Here is a 17,653-nt window from a genome sequence, read left to right as displayed (position 1 = left end):
CGGTGGTTCCTTTTAGCGGATTTTTGTTCTCCACGCTGATTGTCGGCTTGGTTCTTGTGGGCATATGGTTGTAGCCTTGTATTGGACGTCTCTGTGGATGTTTGGGTTCATGATTAAAGTCCAAGAATGGTATTATTTATCATTAAATCTTTCTACTGTTGTGAACCCCTTCTGAAACCTTTAAACCGGAAGAACCCATCAGACTAGGAGGAGTAACAGAGGATAGAGAAATTTTCTTCGAGATGGAAGCCCCTAAAGAAATAAAGGAAGAAGAAATCCCAATCCAGGCACAGATCCAATACATAGACTCAGAGGGAATAAAGCATCTAAGAGTGGTTTCCAAAACTATAAAAAAGACTAAAGACGGGGAGGAGTATGCGAAAACATATGATCCAGAAATCTCAGCAGCAATGAGAGTACAACAAGCGGGTAGAGCTGCCTATAAAGGAGATAAAGAAAGAGCTGAGGAGTTGATAGAAGGTTACCAAAAACAAATAGCAGTAGCGCCTATGGCTCCCGGTAGAGCAAAGAGTGTCAGTAATGCTTTGAAAAAAGAGCTTAAACAACTACAGTCATTAGCGTTTGACTCGGAAGATAAAAAAGCTGCGGAAAGCGCTAAACAGATGAGAAGAACCCAAAAGGAACTCTTTGAATAAAACTAGACTGGGAAAAGATCCCTACTTTTTCTGCTCTTGGCATAGGTTAGTCCTTTTTCCTTTTCTTTTCTAGAAATTCTTTCACCAACTCTTTATTTTCATCTGTTTGGAAACATAAACTTTGGAGAGTCATCTCGTAATCTAATGTTTGTTCCATGCTCATATTTAGGGCTTCGTTAATTGCTTTTTTAGCTACTCCCAATGCTCTTGCCGGCCTTTGTACCAATTCTTTGGCGAAATCCATCACAGTTGAATCCAACTCTTCTGAGGGAACCACCCTGTTTACTAAACCGAGCTGCAACGCCTCTTTTGCGTCAAAAATTCTACCAGTAAAGAATAACTCCTTAGCCTTGTGAATACCCACTAGTCTAGGTAGTAGGTAGCTTCCTCCCCCATCAGGGCCCAGCCCTACTCTAATGAAAACTTCCCCGAAGCGAGCATTTTCAGAGGCGATAACAATATCACAGGCAAAAGCTATGTTGCAGGCGGCTCCAGTAGCCGGTCCATTTACTGCTGCGATGATCGGTTTTTCCATGTTCCAAATGGTTGAAACCACTGTTTTTACGCCTTGCTGAAGAGTTCTTCGAAGCTCTAAGCCATCGAGTTTGTAGTATTTCTCCTGCATCTGGTTTATATCTCCTCCCGCACTAAAAGCACGACCTGCACCGGTAAGAATCACAACTCTAACACTATCATCAAGATCCAAATCTCTTAGGGCGGAAATAATTTCGAAATTCATTTCTGACATAAGAGCGTTCAATTTATCGGGTCGGTTCATGGTGATTTTTGCTACACCATCCTTCTTTTCCACAATAATGTGTTTGTAAATTTTGTCCACCACCAAACAGTATTGATCCATTATTTTAAGAATTAATTGTTAAACATCTTAATCAAACTATGCTTAGTTTAGTATTTTCAATATTTTGGAAAAAATTTTTAATTCGAAATATTGTTCTGGACACATAAGTCTTTTAAGTTATAATATATGTTGTTTTAATTTATAGCATCTCAGAGGATTTTTTATGGTCCAATTAAATATGGGTAAGGCAATAGTGGAGATGTTGAAGAGAAACAATGTGGAGCACGTTTTTGGATTGGTAGGTACCGCGGTTAGCAGACTAGTTTACGAGCTGGGAAAGGATGAAAGCATAGATTACATAGTTACTAGACACGAACAAACGGCGGCAAGTATGGCTGATGGTTATGCTCGGGTTACAGGAAAAGTTGGGGTGTGCCAAGCGACCGCCGGGCCCGGAACACTAAATACAGTCCTAAGCGTGGCAGACGCCTATAAAGACGGCACTCCCATGATTTTGATAACTGGTCAGGTAAGATCGGATTTCATTGGTAGAGATGTTTTTGATGAAGTGGATCAAATAGCTGTTTTTAAACCTATAACAAAATGGCAGCAGCGAATAATGAAGATTGAGGATGTGCCTCGCATAATATCTAATGCTTTTTATTTGGCTAAAAGCGGTAAACCTGGTCCAGTATTTTTGGAGGTTCCAGAAGACCTATGGGATAATGTAGGAGAAGCAAATCTAGACTATCTGATCAGAGCAAGTCAGAGTTATGTGGCTTCAAGCATGATTGAGGAAGCGGTGGATCTTCTCCTAAAAGCGGATTCTCCCCTTATTTTGGCTGGTGCCGGTGTAATGTGGTCTGAAGCTTGGGAAGAACTCAGAGCCCTAGCTGAAACCCTAGAGATACCAGTAGCCACCACGGGCAACGGGAGAGGAGTCATTCCAGAAGATCATCCACTCTCAGTTGGCATGGCTGGAAGCTATGGTGGGAACGCCGCGGCGGATTATGCGCTAGCTAGCGCAGATTTGGTACTCGCTATTGGCGCTAGTGTTTCTGTAAACACCATGTATTTTATGAATAATTCCATTACAGGCGAACTCATCCATGTGAATATAGATCCTACCGTTATAGGAAAAAATTATCCCTGTAGACTGGGAATAGTCGGAGATGCGAAACTGGTACTGTCAGAAATGCTGAGGATACTAAAATCCAAAACCTACACCAAAAAAACTGCCTCATGGATTTCAGAGTTAGAAAATAAGAGAAGGGAATGGGTAGAAAAGTGGTACACCCAAATCAAATCTGATGCAGTTCCCATAAAGCCCCAGAGGCTTCTAACTGACATGCGAAAAATAATTCCGAGAAACGCTATAATAACAATGGGTGCAGGCAGCCATCACGCTTTTGCAGCAGAATATTTTCCGGTTTACCATCCCCGGTCTCAGCTATCCGCATTTAATTTTGCCGCGATGGCCTTTGCCTTTCCAGCGGCTCTAGGCGCAAAAGTGGCCAAACCGGATACGCCAGTGATTTGCATTATTGGAGAGGGAGACTTCATGATGACCATACAGGATTTGGAAACAGCAGTCAGAGAGGAAATAAACGTAGTTTCAGTGATCCTCAACAATGGATGCTACGGAACACCAAAACTATTTCAGAAAACAGTTTATGGCGACGCTTACGGATGTGATTATGGAAATCCTAGCCTAGCTAAGCTTGCCGAGGATTTCGGTGCATGCGGCTGGACCCTGGAACGCCCCAGCGAAATACAAGACACAATTAAGGAAGCCTTAGACTGCGGAAAACCAGCTGTGGTCGATGTACCCGTAGATCCAGATGAATTAATACCAATAAACCTAGAAGCATATCTGGGACTAACCAAAGTTTCTCCACAACGAAGAATAGGTTGACATTATTCCCCCATATATTTTTAATCTTCTTTATACCAGAAATAGCCGAGCAACAGAGATTCAGCATCATCTGAAATACTCAGAGTTTAATTAATAAAAAAATAAAAATGTTAAGATCTATTTATTTGCTTTCATCCATTCTGTCTTTTTCTCTAAGGATTCACCAAAGGGATTCTCATATTTATCCATGTACTCGGCTATTTTTATATGGGATGGAACTCCGAATCCCTGTTCTATCGCTATAGCTCTTAGTCTTTCAATCATGCTTGCTATATCTATTCTACCCGGACACAATTCAGTGCAAGCCTTACACCCGATGCACATAAATAGCCCATTTTTCACGGCGTCCTCGATGCCATCAGTGAATGCGCTACGTACAACACCTATGCCCCCTTTAACATCCTCGGAGCCATAAGCAAGCCCACCAGCCAACACCGCAGTGCAAGCAAAGAAGCAAGCACTACAATTGGTGCAGTAAAGCAGCTCCTCAAATCCCGAATTCTTAGCTCTAGTCCTCCAATCATCCACCAGAACAACATGAACCTCCTGTGCACCATGCATACCTAACACATTTATACCCTGGAGATCAGCTGTTCTCGAAGGACCTTTAATAAAGGATGTGTAACTGCCACAAATATCTAGAAAGGACTCCATACTCTTAATAATGGTAGTCGCACTCTCCCAGTCGGGTACAATCTTATCTATTCCAGCAACAGCTATGTGCTTATCCGCTAGACGTGTTATTAAACTTATATTTCCCTCATTCTCGATCAGTCCAATTATACCATCTTCGGCTCCGATTGCATTAGCTCCCGTCAGACAGGTTTTGCCCTGTAACATTTTTTCACGCATATTCTTGCGCGCAGCGATTCTGATAGGTTCGAAGTCTGGCTCCACTTCATATCCCAAATCTTTGCTAAAAATTTCTGCAACCCTACCCAGAGTTACGTGTACTGCGGGTCCAATCGGAAGACTCGGTTCCTCTTTGCCTATTTGGATGATTCTGTCTCCGAGGTCAGTCTCAATTATTGTTACCCCCCTTTCTTCAAGAGCCTTTGTTATGCCGCACTCCTTTGCGGTAGTAGACTTGGATTTTGTTATTAGATCGACCCCCTCGGTCTCCTTTAATACATATTTTTTAGCGTCTTCGGCGGTTTTGGCGATAAAGACATGATTATTATTTTTCTCCAGATTTTCTTTAGCAATTTTTACTAGCTCCTCAAGGTTATTGATGGAGTATTCTTTTATACGCCTATAACTTTCACTTAGCTTTTTTAATTGGGGCATTTTCTTCATTAGCATCTGATACTTATAATTCAATCCGAACTCAAAGAAGTCCATCACCGGTTTGTTCAAAACCGCTTTGCCTATCCTTTCTGAAACATAATCATGAATTTCCTTAGACATTTTATACACCTCAACACATTGCTTTCCATACTATTTCCGGCAGATCTAACACCTCGACACCAGTTTGCTTTCGCTCCGCAGCGTTAGCCAATGAAAGGTTGCAGAAGGGACAGGTAGTAACCAGAATCTTTCCCTCCATTAGTACCACATCATTTATCCGCTTCTCACTTGATCTCTGAGTGTTTTCACGATAGGCGGACATCACACCGCCGCCGGCCCCACAGCACTTCGCATCTTCCCTAGACCTAAGTAACTCAAAGTATTCAATATCGGGTATGGCTTTTATCACTTCTCGGGGTTCGTCATAGATACCGCAGTGTCTCGCCAGGTGACAGGGATCATGGTAAGTTACCTTCAAAGGAATAGAACTTTTGAAAACCAGTTTTCCAGAATTTATCAAATCCTTTAAGGTTTTTGAAATATGCTCAATTTCAATATTAAAGTCGGGTTCCACAGTAGGATAGTCACACGTAAAGGCTCTGTAACATCCTGGACAGAAAGTTAAAATCCTTTCAACTCCGTTAGATTTGAAGTATTTAAAGTTTTTACGCACCCTTTCCTTCGCAGCTTCTAGTTGTCCGGTTCTAAAGAGGAAACCACCGCAACAGGGCTCATCATTTAAAATTATATAATCAACGCCACAATTGTCCAAAATATTTTTGGTTGTGGTTGCTATGTTTGGTCTGCGATAAGGGGACATACAACCCATATACAGAATAGTCTCTCCCATATTTATCCCGCATATTATTAGTTATATTGAAATTATAATTCAGATAATTAATTCAGAATATATATATTTCCTCAAAAAATGCAATGGTTTTAGTGGTGATTAAATAGTCCAAAACTAAATAGAAATAGGAAATGATTACTCAAATTTTTTATCTCGACTGTTTTAATATTACCCCGCTAATACGAAGATAGCATATAAACTTAAGAGGAAAATAAACTCTATAGAGATAGAAATGCTGGGCTCAGAAATACTATAAAAAATTCTTTAAAAATATAGAAATATAGTTAATATATAAACGTGCATAAAGATTATAAGGGCATAAATTCAATTCTATAGCATAGAGACAAAATTGAAATGAGGGCGGAAGATATTGACGAAAACCGTATTTCAAAACCTAAGAGAATTAGTAAACAGCATGGACGAGGGGAAAACAAAAGACATACACAAATGCCTAGAACGCTGCTGGAAAGAATTCTACATAATAGAAAAAGACCCCGACATCCCAAGCGAAGTCTTTCAAAAAACGCGAAAATTATTAGAAGAAATCACAGTAGCCATAGAAGCCTACGAAGTCGGGGCAATCACCGTAAAAGAATTCAACAGAATAAAAGTGAAAGTCTTTGAAGAGTAAAAATAGACGTCTACCACTTCTAGAAGTAGAAACCGTACATTATTAATTATAATTATAAAATATAATAAAAAAAGAGAAAGTTTATTTAACCTTGTATTTTTCTATTGACTCCCAGTCCAATTCCACACCTAGACCTGGCTCTTGGGGCACAACAGCATAGCCATCCTCAATAGGTATCGGTGTCTTCAAAAGGTAAAACTCAGGGGGATAAAACGGATATTCCATCCAGTCTGAGTTATAATTCGATGCAATAACATGGATGTTCGCGGTCATTATTGGTCCGAAGCCGAAGATGTGGGGGATGGCTCGTATGCCGAAGGCTTCGGCTAGGGCACAGATTTTTTTGACTTGTAGTATTCCTCCGCTTCTGGTTGCGTCTGGTTGTATTATGTCGTAGGCTCCAGCTTCTAGGATTTCTCGGAATCGTCTTAGCCCGAAGTCATTTTCTCCGCCGGCAATCTCAATATTGGATCTTGCACGTAGTTCCGATAAGCCGATTAGGTTATCCGAGGGAAGGGCTTCTTCTAACCAGATTAGATCATAGCTTTCACATATGCCTGCGAGTTCAGCCGCTTCTTTTACCGATTCATAGGCGGAGTTGGCGTCAGCCATGATTCCCAGATCAGGGTATTCTTCTCTGACAGCTTTTATTATCTCCTCATCTTGTTTTAGTCCTTCGCCGATTCTGAGCTTGACGGCTTTGAATCCTCTTTCAACAGCGGCTTTGGCCATGCCCACAGCTGCTTTGGGTGCTAGGGCAAAGGCGAAGCTGGCATACGCCTTGACTTTGTCCCGGTATCCTCCCAATAACTTGTAGATTGGCATCTTGAGGCTTTTTCCTATGATGTCCCATAGTGCTACTTCCACCGCGCTTATGGATTGTCCGATTCCGAATTGGATTCGCCAGGTGTTATTGTACATTTCTCTCCAAATATTTTCGAGCATGAAGGGGTCCTTTTTCTTGAGCAGTTTTGAGAGTGCCCCCTCAATGAAGTCCACCTGAACCTCATCGCTGAGAGAGAAGTGGCTCAGACCATAACCTTCAATATCCTCATCGGTCTTAATGGTGACAAGTGTTCCCGAGGCATTAATTCTGGGCATGCTTCCAATCTTTATTGAAAAGGGTAGTCGTATAATTTCTGCTTTAACTTCTGTTATTTTCACCTCGATAAACTCTCCCAATACTTTAACCATATTTGAATCTTTTACACATATAACCTTTAGCGTTGGTATATAATTTTAGAGTTGATTTTCAGCATATTGGATTACCTTTAAATTGTACTCATATAAATGTGGAACATATTTTGAATAGCTGGGAAACAGGGTGAGAAATTTGGCAAAAAAAGATGTTAGAGAAATGAGTGACGAGGAAATTGAAGCATGGAGAGAAAAAATGATAGATAAAGAGTTTGTAGGAGAGGTAAAAGAGCACCACACAAAAGAAATCCACGTAATGCAGAGTCCTGTCAGACGAGAAATCATGACAATTCTCAAAGAGAAAGCTATGGATATAAAAGAATTAGCAGACAAATTGAATCTTGACGAAAAAACAGCAAGGTATCATATCCAATTCCTCGAGGACATTTTCTATACTAAGATGGAAGGGAATATGGTAGATTTAACACCCCTAGGAGTAGCATACACAAAACATGTTTCAAAATAAAAGAATTAAACAATCGAAGAAGATATAAAGGCACCATATAAATAAGAAATCTGCACACCTAGCCCTTCTTTTTCTTACTCAAATAACAACAAAGAATGTTACATATTTTAAAAATAAAATATTTTTACCAATACAGCAAAAGGTATATATCAGATTTGATTATAAATTCAGTATAACGACAAGAAAATGGTGAAGAATTTTGAGTAATTCGATTACTGCTGGAATTTTTGGCGCAGTGATGGGTTTGCTTACAGCTATCGCTGGTGTTCTGTGGAGCTTACAGTACTACGCCATCGATTCAATGTACCGATCGGCGGTTAGCATACAGAGTCTCTTTTTCGTATTCGGAGAATATATGATATTCATCGGCGGCATCCAAAACATTATGTTAAGTAATGCTATAAGCAGTTTCTCGATCTTAACTATCATCTTCGTTCTATTCGCACTACTAACCCTAATTCTAATGGGTATAGGACTATACGGAATCGGTAAGATAGAAGGAAAGACCATGGGCACCGTCAGCCTAGTGGTCGGAATAATAGGAGCCATACTAGCCCTAATACTATTATTAGCGGGAGCAGCAGCGGGTGGCACCACACACACAATGTCCTCAATATGGATGACCATTAATTTACCTGCAGTTCTGAGTGAAAAACTAGGGATAATAATTTTATCTTTTAGCCTTGCCGCAGGTGTGCCCACCGTGAGTGTCGCTTCCTTATGGCTAGGACTCTTAATTATCGGCATTACACTGATCATCTTTGGAGCTACATTCATCACTATGAGAGAAACGCTGGCTAGTCCAGGGCTAAGTGTGGCGACTGGGGTACTAGCAATAATCGCAGGAATCTTTCTGTTCGCAGGACCAATTGCCCCGTGGTTAGCGTTCATCCTACTGTTCGTGGCCTCCATAATGGCAGCCCTAATATTCTTCCAGGCACGAGAACTGGCCTAAAAACATCCCCCCTCTTTTTTTATTTAAAGTTCTTAAAAAAGTATGCCGTGTTTTAACATTTTCTGAGTATCCTTAGATTATGTATAACGAGAATTATATTTTTAAGATTAAAAAGATAGAAAATCAGGACTATGTAAAGACTCTAAAGCTATAATAAATTAGATTTGTACCAAATGAAAACTACTTTAACTGTTTATAAGTTAAAAAAAGTTATATGCCCATTTAATAAAAATAAGATGATAACTATATTTTAAGTGGGGTTTTATGAATAAAGCAATTACTACTGGAGTTTTAGGCTCAATTTTGGGCGTAGAGGCAACCCTAGTAGGAATTGTGTGGAGTATGCTGTACTATGATTACGCAAGAATATATGACTTCACGGTTACCTTTCAAAACCTTCCTACTATATACCCAGATCTCCTTGTACATCCATGCATCCCAGCCTCCTTAAATGTCCACTTAGGCGATTTGCGGGCTAGTTTTGTGTGGTTTACACTCATCCTAGCTGTGGTTCTGATTTTAAACTTGATCTTGACTGGCGTGGGACTACATGGACTTGGTAAAATAAAGAGAAAAGCCCTGGGTGCAATTAGTTTCGTAGTCGGAGTAGCAGGTGCCATATCAGCCATAATACTACTACTGTTAGGGGTGGTAACTGGTGATAACACACTAACATTTACCTCACTAATCGCCCCCTCGTTAATTACACAGCATCCAATTCAATTCATTATCCTCGCAGGCGGAGTCCCCCAAATTAATACTTCCTTATTATGGCTAGGTCTCATAATAGTCGGTATTACAATTATCGTATTTGGAGCTGTGTTCATCAATTTGAGAGAAGGACTGGACAACCCAAGGCTAAGTTTGGCGACAGGGATACTAGCCACAGTTGCGGGAATCATACTGCTTACAGGAGTATTACTCCCGTGGTTAGCATTCATAGTACTATCCATTACATTCATAATTGCAACCCTTGTATTTTTCCAGTCACGCGAAATGGCCTAAATCCTAAACTAGGCATTTTTTATTTACAATTAATTAAGACATGTCTTCTTAGTATTCTTAATCAAAAACAAGTAAAAAACTTTCAATCTCCGTAGATGGAGAACGGTTTTTGCAAAGGTTGTACCAATTTATTTTGCGCCCGTATGCGGAAGGTGTGTGGGGCGCCTTTCAGCCGGTGAGTGGTCTGGAATGACCTTATTTTGGGCAACCATGTGCTTTTAGAACATGTGCACCACCCTTTTCTATTAATTTTGTTCACATGTGTATTTCTCGTTAATTATGTGGTTGTTTATTCCCTTGTTTCGGGGGCTTAAAAAATGCTTCTTTCCGGGGAAACTTGTGAGCAAAACACAAGCATATACTTCCCGTTTACGGTAAAAAAGAAAAATGGATAAAGAATTTTTATTATTCTTTTGATAAATCAGTTATTCTCTGAATCTTGTGGAAAATTTTGGGAATCTCCTCCCAGGTAGCCCACTCAATCTCCGAATCCACACCCAACTCCTTTTTGAAACCCTCCTTCACCCGACGAGTCAAATCATCCAAATCCTTGGTAATCTTCTGATCGTACGCAGCCTTAATTTTCAACTTATCCATCTTGCCCTTGGATTTAATCATGGTGAACGAACCTTCCCTAGTTTCGGGAAACTTCTCCAGCACCAACCGCACATCATAGGGATTAATCTTGCGTCCACCAACGTCGAAAACCCAACCCGTCCTCGAAAAAACTCGGAGTCTAAGATGGGTTCTCCCACAGTCACACTCCTTCTCAGACATGTAGGCAAAATCCTCGGTGGCAAACCGCACATACGGGTGACCCAGCACAAAAAGATTCGTAACCAGATACTCGCCACGCTCCTCCGGTCCCAAAAGCTCCTCAGTCTCCATGTCAATAAGCTCAATGTAGTAGTAGTCGTCCCAGACATGCTGACCGAGATGCGCATAACAATCCGCAACCGGCAACAATCCATCACCAACACCCCCAGCATCCCAGAGATCCTCCAAGCCCCACAAATCAATCAAAGTCTTCCTCAACTCCGGAGTCACAGGCTCACCCATACCATCAAAAACATACTTAAGTGAGGAGAATACGTTTTTCGGTTCTACGTTTAATCTTTGACATAAATCGTTAAGTCCGAGCATGAGGTCGAGTACGATGACTCCAAAATCAGGTTTAAGTCTAACAATCGCGTTGTACATGTGGGGCGCAGTTACAGGGTGGGGAATACAGGCATTAATACCCCAAGACAAATTCAACCTCTGAAAACCCATATTATAGGCGGCCGCAAACCAGTGCCAATTCATGGGGTTGGCTATCATTTTCATTCCGGGTCTTAGTTTCATCATCCAGAGGTTTCTTAGGGCTACGTCGCTCATGGTTTTGAGGTCTTCTGAGGTGTAGGGCATGAATGTGGGTATTCCGGTAGTTCCGGTTGAGGGGTGTATGCTGATTAGTCTTTCTAGGGGGACGGTTAGGATTCCGGCGAAGGGGTCTCCGGTTTTTGTGGTTTCGTCTCTTATGTTGTCTTTTCGGTAGTAGGGTACTTTTTTGAAGTCTTCTAGGGTTTTTATGTCTTCGGGTTTTATGTTGGCTTCTTTGTATAGTTTGTGGTACCATTGGGAGTTGTGATAGGCGTATTGGGTGAGGTATTTTATTTTTTTGAGTTGGATTTCTTTTAGTTGTTTTAGGGGCGTGGTTTCTATTTGGGGGTTCCAATATTCGCTTTCACTCATTTTTGTTTTTCCTCCTTTTTTAGTAGTTTGTGGGGATTATTCGGGTGTGTGTTCTTCCACAGGGGCACTTGTCGTTTTCTATTTTGCAGTCTATGGGGGTTTGGTACCTGATTAGGGGTACTGCTTCGGCGAATAGGTTGGTTATGGTGAGTTTTCCAGGTTTTCCTGGCGGTTGGGGTTCTCCGGTGTTGGGGTCGGTGGCTTCGGCGATGTACATGTCTTCCCACACGTGTAGTCCTTTGTGTTGGGGGCAGTCCATGGCGTAGAATAGGTTGTCTTGGATGTCTAGCATGGATTGTGTTTTTACGCTCCATTCTTTTTCGGCGATTTTTTTGTCTTCACTTTTTGGTAGTTCTTTGCGGTCTCTGAAAACTATTACTTGGAATCCTAGGGAGTTTAGGGGTATGTTTTGTTTTTCTGCTTCCATTTTTACCCCTATTAGGGCCATGAAGGGGGCGATGACTGTTTTGGGTTTGAAGAATTTTGAGGTGTATAGTGCTCGTGGTGCGTCGGGGCCCACCTCTTCGGTGTGTAGTATTGTGCAGTTTAGGATGTCTCCTACGGCTTGGTTGGTGTAGTTATTGTAGACTGGGGATAGGAAGGAGTTTATGGGGTTCCAGGACCAGGACATGTGTAGTATTCTATCATTTTTGGTGGTGCCAACCATTACTAGTTGTCTGGTTAGGATTTCGACTGCGAATTGTGCGTCTTTGAAGTTTATGACTAGGTATATGGGTTCTCCTTCTGGTGGGAATTCGGGTGAGAATGCGATTAGGGGTTCTGTTCTTGTGGTGCAGAGTCTGCCTCCGTGGGGGTCTTTGGTTTCTTTGATTTTTTCCTGGATTTCTGGCCTTGTTGTTACGGGTATTTTTTTGAGGTCTGCTAGGGTTTTTATGTCTGTGGGTTTTATTCCTGCTTTTTCGAATTTTTTGTGGTAGAATTCGGATTTTTGGTAGACGTATTCTAGTTGTCTTTTTAGGTTGTTTGTTTGTAGCTGTTCCAGTTCTTTTCGGGGCATTAGTTCTATTATGGGATTGTAAGCGTTTGTGCCGTTATCCAAAATTTCTCCCTCCAAACAGGGTAATTTAATATAGTTTTATTTAGCTAATATTTAAAATTTTACATTAGTTAGAATTTTTGAGTTCTGGGATTTTATTTTTTGGGTCAGAAATAGTTAATAGATTATTATGTGTATAAATTGTTGGAAAGCGATTTTCCATATATTTTCTGGGTGATATTTTATGTCGAAAATGGAGAAAGCTTATCGGGCTTCTTGGAGCTTACTAAGAGAGAAGATGGAGAAGGAAAGAAAGGAAGACTTGGCACTAGTGGATGAGGTTAAAGAATCGGACATAATAGTGGTGAGAGGCCAGTATGATTTTATTGAAAATGTTTTCCAATCGTTAGGCATCCCTCATACGGTGATCGATGCTGGACAGCTGGGTAACGTGCCTCTTAGCGCTAAACAGCTACTATTGATTAATTGTCCCGGAAACCTGGACGCTAAGGCGATTGAGAAGGTTCGGGGATTTGTTAGGGACGGAGGATTCCTGTTCACCACTGACTGGTCGCTTAAAAACGTGCTGGAGCAAGCATTCCCGGGATATGTGGAATATAACAATAAACCAACTGGGGACGAGGTGGTGAAAATCGAGATACTAGACGCTGAAAACCCCCTGGTTAAAGGTGTCGTGGAAAAAAGAGATGAGCCTGTTTGGTGGCTTGAGGGAAGCTCCTATCCCATCCGCGTTCTGAATAAGGATAAGGTGAGAATCTTAATAAGGAGCAAGGAGTTGAAAGAGAGGTACGATGAGGAAGCGGTGGCTGTCACTTTTACTGTGGGTGGCGGTAGGGTGATTCACATGATTAGTCATTACTACCTTCAGAGGAGCGAGTTTAGAACTGATAGACAGATGAAGAGCGCAGAAGTATACGCCGCGGAAAAAGGCATTACGCCAGCTGCAAAGATGAAAAGTGAGTTGAAGGACCTATCACTGGGTGAGGTGGAGAGTGCATACTCCTCAGCCCAGTTCTTTGCAAACATTCTGGTGGAGAAAAAAAAACAAGTTAAGCAAATGGAGTCGGAAAAAGAGGAAAAAGGTAGCAAGGATAATAAAAAGAAATAATTTTTAATCTTGAGGATCTTTCCTCTTCCTTTTTTGAATTTGAATTTTTAAAAAATAATTTAGGAGATAGTGGGAATCAAGTAAAATTTTCGAGAAATGTAAGTTTCTTACCAGGAAAAGTGAAATTTTTTAATAGTTTATATTAGCGATATAGTATAGCTGGGTGATTTCAGTGTATAAAAAGATGACAACTCTACTTGAAGAGAAGTATTTCTTGGGCTGTGTTATTGGAATTCTTTTGGCTTTGTTTGGATTATCCTTGAGTGAGTGGCGGTTTTTGTCTTCAACTTTCCTCGCTGGGCCTCCAGTGTTTTTTTCTATTACTGAACAGATTATTTGGTCTTCGGTGGGGTTTCTGGTATTCTTGCTTGGAGAAATTTTCTTCTTTTCCTGTTTAATGCTTCTGCTTGAAAAGAAAAAGATTGTTGAGTCGTGGATAGCTTACATGAGTAAAACAGTGTTGTTGCTGGTTGCCTGTCTAACTCTGGTGCAGAGGACTAGCGGGTACACCGCTTTTAGTACCGCTCTTGCAGATGGCTCGTTTTATTTGTTTAACGGCTATACCGGTCTAGTCCAAAGCGTCGTTCTGGTATCAGTTTTTATTACTCTATCTTTAGTTTTGACCGCCGATTTTCTTTTGAGAAATAGGATGGTTGAGAAGCCGGGTGAAAAATTTTATTTCAGATCAGGGGTGGTAACGGTGATTTTTGGATTGGCTATGATTTTCATGGTGTTATATTGGATTGCGAGCTCTTCTTTCTATGTCCTCCCCGGAATTGGTTACTTTTATACTCAGCAAACCTTGGCGTACACAGTTGATGCCTTTGAGATTATTGGTGTTTACACTTTGATATTAGGGTGTGTAGTCACCTGCTTCCAAAAGGAGCCACCGCTTATCAAGTGGCACCAAGTGATTGGCGGAACCATACTTACCCTAGTCGCTTTTCCCTTAGCCTTTATCCCGGTTCAGATTTGGGTAGAAAGATATATTCTGTATTCCTCGATTCTGGCCCCTCTAGATCTTGGACGTATTCACGCCATATTTCCTCTGAATTTTAACTTATACACATTAATTTCCATGATATTGTTTACTATAGGAATAATAGTCTACGTTCAAAACTCGAAATATAAAACCGTGACTCTAATCGCTTTCCTAATCTACATATACTTCTACCCCGGACTCTCCAGAATTGTGCTTTCCAACTATTACATTCCCATCACTACCCCCACAGTACCCATACTGGTCTACCTCAGCTTAGCAATAGTTGCCACGGTAGTTTCAATCCCAATTATCACACAGAAACCGGGCTGGGATATTAGAGAAACCATACGCAAAATGTTAAAACCATCCACAAGAGCTACCATACTGTTACTAGTAATATTAGCTTTGGTTACACCAATCCTATTTCTGAATAGTGAAGTAAACTCCACACCATTAACACAATCACTAGTGACACCAAAAAGCCTGACCACAGAAGACAAAATAGATCCCCATTTACTCAACATAAGCGAGACTCAAAATGTTTCGGTTATACTAAGGTTTAAAACCTCTCCGGTAGGTTATTTAGAAAAACTAAACAGCTCCCCTTACAACGAGTCCTTCACTTTTGAGAAACATAATGGTGAATTCGCTATTTATACACAGAAGACTTATTATGCGATTTATGGAAATGTCACCGCTGAGAATAACTCATATTTGATAGCAAATTTATCTAGGCTGGTTGATGACTTTAATTTGGCTTATGTACTGTGGAATGAGTATCCATTGGTTCCTCCCGATATCGATTTCCACTATCCCTACTACTTCTTTGTTGGGGCAGATGTACTCAAAGCATTTAATATTACCGGGAAGGGAACCACAGTAGCGGTAGTTGACTCGGGAGTAAACGATTTCAATGAGGAGATAAGGGGTCGTGTAATATACCAAGTAAACTTTCTCACAGGGCAAGAGGGAGACCCTAGGATAGTGGGCGAGTTAACACCGGAGAGTCCTTTAAGGCATGGAACTGGAGTTGCTCAACAGATAGCGGGTGTAAGAGGGATAGCGCCAGAGGCTAACATCATTGATCTTAAGATTAAAACCGGTAGCGAAGAATCCTTCTACATGAACTGTATCTATATGGCTGAAGCCATCGACTGGTGTGTGAGAAACAAGGACCGCTCCAACATTACCGTGATTGCACTAGCTTTGGGTAGCAGAGACCAGATCTATGGGTTCCTTACTGCAGCGGTGGATCGGGCGTTTCTAAGCGGCATAGTGGTGATTGTTGCTGGTGGAGGTTACTTGGACTTCACTAAAAACCGTATTGGGGGAATATTGTTGCCGGGAATCGCGGATTGGGGGATAACTGTGGCGGCTACTATGGGTCCTGAAAATGAGAGGTGGTCTCCGGTAAGTCCAATTGGACCCTCGCCTCGCTGGTATCTTCCCAAACCGGAGCTAACTGGCCCCGGACCCTACACTAGTGGTTCTGTTCCCATGGTTGCCGGAATTGCTCTCCTGTTAGCACAGAAATGCGAGGAACAGGGTGTGCCCCCCATTCTCAAAGCAGTAGTTATTCGCTGGTCACTGATAGCCGGGGCGCAGGAGTACGATCTTGGTTCCCCTGGTTGGGATATCCTATATGGATTTGGCAGAGCAAATGCATTGGCTTCGTACTTATTCCTCATAAATTATCTTCAAATCTGATTCTTTTTTTCCTTTTTTTCTTTTTACTCGATTTTTTGCACCCAGAAGCGCTCTTTAGGATCAACTTTTGCTGCTTCCGCCATTGCTAGTTCGAAGATTTTCTGGGCTCTTTCAGTGTTTCTATGGGGCGGATTTTCACCCATTGCCATTTGAACCAGTTCAAACAGGTGGAAAATAGGGGTTTTTCCTTGGCTTAGGATTTTTGCTATCGTGAGAACCCAGTGGCATCCCCCACAGTACAATGCTAAAGCCTCGGCACCAGTATCCACCGCCTCCTCATATCGTCTCGTAGCGGCATTCAGTATATCCTCTACGCTGTGACTCCCGGCAAATGCGGCCATTCCACAGCATAGAGATTTATCCCGGTGATGTTCCATCTCCAATATTTTGACTCCAATAGAGTGTAGTATTTTCCGGGAAAGGTCATAGTACTTGTTTCCAAAAGGCTTGGCCTGACAATTATCGTGAAGTGTTACGGTTTTACCTATTTTACGTTTTAATTTTAGCTCTCCACTATCGATTTTTTCCCACAGCCAATCTAGTACTGGAATAATTTCAAAATCGAATTTTGCTCCAAACTTGGGATACACATTTTTGTACATGTTGCATCCCGCTAGGCAGGGAATAATCATCCTCCTCACTCCCAGTTCTCGGAATTGCTTCTCCAGCTTTTCAGCGATCTGTTCGGAGGTTTCCAGCACTCCTATCCGGTACCATGGTTCACCGCAGCACAGTTTTTGAGACCCCATAAAAGTCATATTTTCAAAGAGCTTGGAGAAGCTAAGATAGGATAAAAAAATCATGTTGCAGCCAGGATAGAATATTTCCTCTTTTTTCTCAAGTTTAGCCCAGGACTCGACTGTTTTCTTTTCATCTTCTGGAAGGTGTTCCATTAGCGCTGTGCCAAAGTTTGGAAACTGGTAGGGAAGGAAAAATTTCGCCGCCAAAGGTAAACCCTGCTTCTTGTAACGCTCATACCACCGGTACAGTATCAACTCGTAGGGGCGACTACCATTAGGACAGAAAATATCGCAAGACATGCAACTCGTACACCGAGTTAAAACCTCAGTCTCCTCACCGTTAACCAGCTTACTGAACTCCTCTTTTGCTCGATCTATGGGGAACTCCATTATAGGACACTGGTTTAAACACAAACCACACAAATCGCAAGATTCCCTATCAAAAAAATTGTATGAAGCCATTAAAACACCTCTTTGTCCCTAAACTCCTAGCTCATCAACTATAAGATTCTTTTGCAAATCATTTGAGTAAGTATTGCATAAAGATTTTTGAACCGTTGTCCGAAACTTACCCATTTAGGACACCGCCTAAATGGTGTTCGG

The 17,653-nt window shown here is 41.4% G+C and carries 15 protein-coding genes; 8 read left to right on the top strand and 7 right to left on the bottom strand.

The window, feature by feature from the left end; genetic code table 11:
- The first annotated feature begins 242 nt into the window (after positions 1-242).
- On the top strand, positions 243-656 hold the full coding sequence (locus ACUVXA_RS04425; protein WP_445870030.1) for a hypothetical protein: 414 nt from the start codon (positions 243-245) through the stop codon (positions 654-656).
- A gap of 46 nt (positions 657-702) precedes the next feature.
- Here ACUVXA_RS04425 and ACUVXA_RS04420 read toward each other — a convergent pair whose 3' ends face one another.
- Complete coding sequence (locus tag ACUVXA_RS04420; RefSeq protein WP_445870031.1) at positions 703-1,497, bottom strand: enoyl-CoA hydratase/isomerase family protein; 795 nt, start codon at positions 1,495-1,497, stop codon at positions 703-705.
- Between the two features lie 181 nt (positions 1,498-1,678).
- Between ACUVXA_RS04420 and ACUVXA_RS04415 the strand changes: the two genes are divergently transcribed.
- Positions 1,679-3,370, top strand: coding sequence for a thiamine pyrophosphate-binding protein (locus ACUVXA_RS04415; RefSeq protein ID WP_445870029.1), 1,692 nt, complete (start codon positions 1,679-1,681; stop codon positions 3,368-3,370).
- Positions 3,371-3,487: 117 nt separating this feature from the next.
- Here ACUVXA_RS04415 and ACUVXA_RS04410 read toward each other — a convergent pair whose 3' ends face one another.
- Positions 3,488-4,777, bottom strand: coding sequence for an LUD domain-containing protein (locus ACUVXA_RS04410; protein WP_445870028.1), 1,290 nt, complete (start codon positions 4,775-4,777; stop codon positions 3,488-3,490).
- 10 nt (positions 4,778-4,787) lie between these two features.
- Positions 4,788-5,507, bottom strand: coding sequence for a (Fe-S)-binding protein (locus ACUVXA_RS04405; RefSeq protein ID WP_445870027.1), 720 nt, complete (start codon positions 5,505-5,507; stop codon positions 4,788-4,790).
- A gap of 370 nt (positions 5,508-5,877) precedes the next feature.
- Here ACUVXA_RS04405 and ACUVXA_RS04400 point away from each other — a divergent pair, with 370 nt between their 5' ends.
- Positions 5,878-6,138 carry a hypothetical protein gene (locus ACUVXA_RS04400; protein ID WP_445870026.1) on the top strand — a complete coding sequence of 87 codons (261 nt, stop codon included), beginning with the start codon at positions 5,878-5,880 and terminating at the stop codon, positions 6,136-6,138.
- Positions 6,139-6,219: 81 nt separating this feature from the next.
- Here the strand turns inward: ACUVXA_RS04400 and ACUVXA_RS04395 are convergent, their stop codons facing one another.
- Positions 6,220-7,332, bottom strand: coding sequence for a mandelate racemase/muconate lactonizing enzyme family protein (locus ACUVXA_RS04395; RefSeq protein ID WP_445870025.1), 1,113 nt, complete (start codon positions 7,330-7,332; stop codon positions 6,220-6,222).
- A gap of 139 nt (positions 7,333-7,471) precedes the next feature.
- Here ACUVXA_RS04395 and ACUVXA_RS04390 point away from each other — a divergent pair, with 139 nt between their 5' ends.
- From ACUVXA_RS04390 to ACUVXA_RS04380, 3 genes are all read left to right on the top strand, one after another.
- Positions 7,472-7,801 carry an ArsR family transcriptional regulator gene (locus ACUVXA_RS04390; protein ID WP_445870024.1) on the top strand — a complete coding sequence of 110 codons (330 nt, stop codon included), beginning with the start codon at positions 7,472-7,474 and terminating at the stop codon, positions 7,799-7,801.
- Positions 7,802-8,000: 199 nt separating this feature from the next.
- Positions 8,001-8,756 (top strand): hypothetical protein, encoded by a 756-nt coding sequence (locus tag ACUVXA_RS04385; RefSeq protein WP_445870023.1) that lies wholly within the window; start codon positions 8,001-8,003, stop codon positions 8,754-8,756.
- Between the two features lie 264 nt (positions 8,757-9,020).
- The gene (locus ACUVXA_RS04380; protein ID WP_445870022.1) at positions 9,021-9,761 is read left to right on the top strand and encodes a hypothetical protein; all 741 of its coding nucleotides are present in this window, start codon (positions 9,021-9,023) and stop codon (positions 9,759-9,761) included.
- A gap of 405 nt (positions 9,762-10,166) precedes the next feature.
- Here the strand turns inward: ACUVXA_RS04380 and ACUVXA_RS04375 are convergent, their stop codons facing one another.
- A complete protein-coding gene (locus ACUVXA_RS04375; protein WP_445870021.1) occupies positions 10,167-11,495 on the bottom strand; it encodes a phenylacetate--CoA ligase family protein in 1,329 nt (442 codons plus the stop codon).
- Between the two features lie 19 nt (positions 11,496-11,514).
- On the bottom strand, positions 11,515-12,555 hold the full coding sequence (locus tag ACUVXA_RS04370; RefSeq protein ID WP_445870020.1) for a phenylacetate--CoA ligase family protein: 1,041 nt from the start codon (positions 12,553-12,555) through the stop codon (positions 11,515-11,517).
- Between the two features lie 181 nt (positions 12,556-12,736).
- On the opposite strand from ACUVXA_RS04370, the gene ACUVXA_RS04365 reads away from it, so the two are divergent.
- Both ACUVXA_RS04365 and ACUVXA_RS04360 read left to right on the top strand, forming a co-directional pair.
- Positions 12,737-13,621, top strand: coding sequence for a hypothetical protein (locus ACUVXA_RS04365; protein WP_445870019.1), 885 nt, complete (start codon positions 12,737-12,739; stop codon positions 13,619-13,621).
- Between the two features lie 172 nt (positions 13,622-13,793).
- A complete protein-coding gene (locus tag ACUVXA_RS04360) occupies positions 13,794-16,310 on the top strand; it encodes a S8 family peptidase (RefSeq protein ID WP_445870018.1) in 2,517 nt (838 codons plus the stop codon).
- A gap of 23 nt (positions 16,311-16,333) precedes the next feature.
- Here the strand turns inward: ACUVXA_RS04360 and ACUVXA_RS04355 are convergent, their stop codons facing one another.
- Positions 16,334-17,512 (bottom strand): (Fe-S)-binding protein, encoded by a 1,179-nt coding sequence (locus ACUVXA_RS04355; protein WP_445870017.1) that lies wholly within the window; start codon positions 17,510-17,512, stop codon positions 16,334-16,336.
- Positions 17,513-17,653: the final 141 nt, after the last annotated feature.

The sequence above is a fragment of the Candidatus Jordarchaeum sp. genome (assembly GCF_052745115.1).
The sequence above is the reverse complement of the archived record's forward strand: the minus strand, read 5'-3'. Positions and strand labels throughout refer to the sequence as shown.